The 4,751-nt window shown below is 73.0% G+C and carries 5 protein-coding genes; 1 reads left to right on the forward strand and 4 read right to left on the reverse strand.

Annotation, left to right across the window (positions count from 1 at the left end):
• A partial coding sequence (locus M4J07_RS46735; protein ID WP_255983298.1) for a serine/threonine-protein kinase occupies nucleotides 1–1,079 on the reverse strand: 1,079 nt, incomplete at its 3' end.
• Nucleotides 1,080–1,236: 157 nt separating this feature from the next.
• Between M4J07_RS46735 and M4J07_RS46740 the strand changes: the two genes are divergently transcribed.
• The gene (locus M4J07_RS46740) at nucleotides 1,237–2,139 is read left to right on the forward strand and encodes an alpha/beta fold hydrolase (RefSeq protein ID WP_255983300.1); all 903 of its coding nucleotides are present in this window, start codon (nucleotides 1,237–1,239) and stop codon (nucleotides 2,137–2,139) included.
• Nucleotides 2,140–2,160: 21 nt separating this feature from the next.
• Here the strand turns inward: M4J07_RS46740 and M4J07_RS46745 are convergent, their stop codons facing one another.
• The 3 genes from M4J07_RS46745 to M4J07_RS46755 form a co-directional block, all read right to left on the reverse strand.
• Nucleotides 2,161–2,733 (reverse strand): dihydrofolate reductase family protein, encoded by a 573-nt coding sequence (locus M4J07_RS46745; RefSeq protein WP_255983302.1) that lies wholly within the window; start codon nucleotides 2,731–2,733, stop codon nucleotides 2,161–2,163.
• Nucleotides 2,734–2,871: 138 nt separating this feature from the next.
• Entirely contained in the window at nucleotides 2,872–4,305 is a 1,434-nt protein-coding gene (locus M4J07_RS46750) for a gamma-aminobutyraldehyde dehydrogenase (RefSeq protein WP_255983304.1), read from the reverse strand.
• Nucleotides 4,306–4,339: 34 nt separating this feature from the next.
• Nucleotides 4,340–4,723 (reverse strand): nuclear transport factor 2 family protein, encoded by a 384-nt coding sequence (locus tag M4J07_RS46755; protein ID WP_255983306.1) that lies wholly within the window; start codon nucleotides 4,721–4,723, stop codon nucleotides 4,340–4,342.
• Between the last annotated feature and the right edge of the window lie 28 nt (nucleotides 4,724–4,751).

Here is a 4,751-nt window from a genome sequence, read left to right on the forward strand (position 1 = left end):
CCGGTGCGACCCAGCCGTGCGCGGGCCGAGGTCCCGGTGGGCGGATCGGGTGTGGCGGCCGGATCAGGGACGGCGACGGCTCCGGCACCCGGCCCCGCCGAGCCGGCACCCGGCCCCGCCGGGCCGGTCGCGCCGGCTGTACTCGCCGGGCCCGCCGCACTCACCACGCCCGCCGAGCCGCCCGCACCCGCCTCGCCCACCTCACCGGCAGCCGCGTCGATCCCGTCCAGCAGCGCCAGCACGGCCGCCGCGTCGGCGGGCCGGTCGGCGGCCGCCTTGGCCATCAGCGCGGCGATCAACTCGTCGACCGCCACCGGGACCTCGGCCCGCGCACGGCTGGGTCGCACCGGTGTGTCGTGGAGGTGGTTGTACATGACCCCGGCGGCGGGGCCGGTGAACGGGGGCCGTCCGACGAGGAGTTCGTACAGGACGCAGCCCAGCGCGTACAGGTCGATGCGGCCGTCGCCCGGCTCCTGCCGGAACCGCTCCGGCGCCATGTAGAGCACGCTCCCGATCGGCAGCGTGCCGGTCCTGGTCAGCCGGGTCGCGGCCTCCGCGCCCTCCAGGAACGCGGCGATCCCGAAGTCGAGGATCTTGACCGTGCCGTGCGGGGCGGCGTCGGTGGCCGGGGTGACCATGATGTTGGCGGGCTTGACGTCCCGGTGCACGATCCCGGCGCCGTGCGCCGCGGCCAGGCCGACGGCGGTCTGCCGGGCCCAGTCCAGGGCTTGGGCGACGGGCGCCCGCACCTCGCGCCGCAGGATCTCCTGGAGCGACTGTCCGGCGACCAACTCCATGACCAGATAGGGGACTTCGTCCTCGCCGGTTCCGTCGGTGCCGTGGTCGTACACGGTGACGACGTGCGGGCTCGACAGGGCCGCGACCGCCCGGGCCTCGCGCCGGAAGCGGCGCAGCAGTTCCTGGCGCTCGCCGGTCTCGATGTCGTCGGGCGGCGCGAACACCTTGACCGCGACGAGTCGGCCGAGATCCTCGTCGCGGGCGCGCCACACCTGCCCCATGCCACCGGAGCCGATGGTCTCCATGAGCCGGTACCGGCCGCTGAGCAGACGTTCCCGCATGCCGACCGACGCTAGCTCCTGAACGTCCGGCTCGGCAGAGGTCCCAGATGCCGCATGGGTAACGGTTGCGCCTCGCCCGTGACACGCGGCGCCGAGCGGACCCGCACCCTCCGGATATCCGGATGCGTGTGGCGGCCGTCCCTGGCAGGCTCCGGGCATGCCCCTCATCGACGTATCGCCGGACGTGTCCCTCGCCTACGAGACCTTCGGCGACCCCGGTGACGCCCCCGTGCTGCTCGTCATGGGCTTCGGGGCGCAGCTGATCGCCTGGCACGAGGACTTCTGCCGGGAGCTGGCGGACCGCGGCCGGTTCGTGATCCGGTACGACAACCGGGACTGCGGCCTGTCCACCCGGTTCGACGACCATCCCGTGGACGTCGGCCGGTTCATCGCGACGGTGACCTCGGGCGACATCCCCGCGGCCCTCGCCATGGCCCCGTACCGGCTGAGCGACATGGCCGACGACGGACTGCGGCTGCTCACCGCGCTCGGCATCGAGCGGGCCCACGTGGTCGGCGCCTCGATGGGCGGGATGATCGCCCAGACGATGGCCGTCGAGCACCCGGAGCGGCTGCTGACCCTGACGTCGATGATGTCGTCGACCGGGGAGCCCGAGTACGGCCGTGCGACGCCGGAGGCCCAGGCGGTGGTCTCGGCCCCGAAGCCGGCCGACCGTGCGGGCCGGATCGCGGCGGCGGACCGGGACCTGGTCTGGGCGTCGAAGCGCTACGCCGATCCGGAGGCCCTGCGCCGGCTGGCCGCCGACAGCTACGACCGCGCCCACTACCCGGCCGGGCTCGGCCGCCAGCTCGCCGCGATGACCCTGAGCGGCTCCCGCGCCGACGCCCTGCGCGAGCTGACGGTGCCCACCCTGGTGGTCCACGGCCTCGACGACACCCTCATCGACCCCAGCGGCGGGCGCCGCACCGCGGAACTGGTGCCCGGCGCCGAACTGCTGCTGGTCCCCGACATGGGCCACGACCGCCCCCGCGAACTGTGGCCCGTGCTCATCGACGCCCTGGCGGCGCACACCGGGGACCGTCCGCCGCACCCGGCGTGACGGTGCCTCGGGGCCGGCCGCTCAGCGCACCACGTCGAACACGTTCTTCTGCACCCCGTTCGCGTACGCCTCGTGCTCCACGAGCCGCAGCTGCTGCGCGTCCTTGTCGGTCGCGCTGAAGAGCCGCTTGCCCGCGCCGAGCAGGAGCGGGAAGACGAGCAGGTGGTAGCGGTCGATGAGACCGGCGTCGGAGAGGTGCTGGTTGAGGGTGGCGCTGCCGTGCATGATGATCGGCCCGCCCTCGGTCTCCTTCAGCGCGGCGACGTCGTCGAGGGTGCGCAGGATCGTCGTCTCGCCCCAGCCGTCGACGAGGGCGTCCTCGCCGAGCTTCGTGGAGACGACGTACTTGGGCAGGTTCTTGTAGTCGGCGAACTCCTCCATGCCGGGCCACACGGGGCTGAACGCCTCGTAGCTGGTCCGGCCGAAGAGCATCGCGGCGGCTTCCTTCTGCTCCCGCCCCTTGATCTCGAAGGCCTCGGGGAGGAACTCCACGTTCTTGAAGGTCCACCCGGAGTTGCGGTAGCCGGGCTCGCCGCCGGGCGCCTCCACGACGCCGTCGAGCGAGACGAAGGCGGTGCTGATGAGCGTACGCATCTGAGGGTCTCCCTGGTCCGGACGGGCCGGATGGCCCGGTGTCCCGGGGCGTGCGCTCGGCTGCGTGCGCCCCACTGCCCATGATGACCGGGGCGCACGCGGAATCTCATCGCTCTTCGGGCGACGGATCCGGACTGTCTACAGCGCGGTCATCACGTGCTTGATGCGCGTGTAGTCCTCGAAGCCGTACGCGGACAGGTCCTTGCCGTAGCCCGACTTCTTGAAGCCGCCGTGCGGCATCTCGGCGACCAGGACCATGTGCGTGTTGAGCCAGACGCAGCCGAAGTCGAGGTTCTTCGACATGCGCATCGCGCGGGCGTGGTCCTTCGTCCAGACCGAGGAGGCGAGGGCGTAGTCGACGCCGTTCGCGTAGGCCACGGCCTGCTCCTCGTCCGTGAAGGACTGGACGGTGACGACCGGTCCGAAGACCTCGTTCTGGACGATCTCGTCGTCCTGCTTCAGGCCGGAGACGACGGTCGGGGCGTAGAAGTAGCCCTGCTCGCCGACCCGGTGGCCGCCCGCCTCGATCTTCGCGTGCGGGGGCAGCCGGTCGATGAAGCCGGCGACCTGGGCGAGCTGGTTCGCGTTGTTGAGGGGGCCGAAGAAGGCGTCCTCGTCGTCGGCGGGCAGGCCGGTGCGCGCGCCGGCGGCGGCCTCGGCGAACGCGGCGACGAACTCGTCGTGCACCGACTCGTGGACCAGGACGCGGGTGGCGGCGGTGCAGTCCTGGCCGGCGTTGAAGAACCCGCCGAGCAGGATGCCCTCGACGGCGGCGGCCAGGTCGGCGTCCTCGAAGACGACGGCCGGGGCCTTGCCGCCGAGCTCCAGGTGGACGCGCTTGAGATCCTGGGCGGCGGTCTCGGCGACCGAGATCCCGGCCCGTACGGAGCCGGTGATGGAGGCCATCGCGGGGGTCGGGTGCTCGACCATCAGGCGGCCGGTGTCGCGGTCGCCGCAGATCACGTTGAAGACGCCGGCCGGGACGTGCTCGCCGATGATCTCGGCCATCAGGACCGTGGAGGCGGGCGTGGTGTCGGACGGCTTGAGGACCACCGCGTTGCCCGCGGCGAGCGCCGGGGCGAACTTCCACACGGCCATCATCAGCGGGTAGTTCCACGGTGCGACCTGCGCGCACACGCCGACCGGCTCGCGGCGGACGATCGACGTGAAGCCCTCCATGTACTCGCCCGCGGAGCGCCCCTCCAGCATCCGCGCCGCGCCCGCGAAGAAGCGGACCTGGTCGATGACCGGGGCCACCTCCTCGTCACGCACGAGGTGCAGCGGCTTGCCGGTGTCGCGGCTCTCGGTGGCGGCGAGCTCGTCGGCCCGCGCCTCCATACTGTCCGCGATCTTGAGGAGGGCCTTCTGGCGGACGGCCGGGGTGGCGTCGCGCCAGGCCGGGAACGCGGCGGCGGCCGCGGCCATCGCGGCGTCCACGTCGGCGGCACCGGACAGCGCGGAGGTGGCGTAGACCTCGCCGGTCGTCGGGTCCTCGATCGGGAGCGTGCGGCCGTCGGCGGCGTCCTGGAAGGCGCCGGCGATGTAGTTGCGGAAGGTGGCGGGGGCGGTCATGGCGGGTTCCAGTGCTCCAGTGCTTCGGTGGGGGTCAGACGGCCGGGGCGGGGCGCGGCGAGAGGTGTTCGTGGACGGCCAGCCAGCCGCCGGGGACCTCCGCGCGGGCGAACACGATCGTCTCGCGCTCCTCCACGGTCTCCTCGCCGGCGTGCGTCGCCACCGTGGTGCGCACGTCGTGGCTGAACACGGCGGTGGTGCCGAGGAGTTGGACCAGCTGCCCGGACGAGGTGCAGGCCAGCACGCGGAACCCGTCCTCGGTCTCCCAGCGCCGCCACAGCTCGCGGTAGGCGGCGCGCGAGTCGAGGCGCTCGCCGGTGGTGTGGAAGACGAACGTGGCGTCGGCGGCGAACCGGTCGAAGTAGTCCTCGACCCGGCCCTGGCCGAAGGCGGCGACGAGCGCGTCCGCGGCGGCCAGGACGCCGGCCTCACCGGCAGGGTCCGCG

It is taken from the genome of Streptomyces longispororuber (assembly GCF_024448165.1).
Classification (GTDB): Bacteria; Actinomycetota; Actinomycetes; order Streptomycetales; family Streptomycetaceae; genus Streptomyces; species Streptomyces longispororuber_A.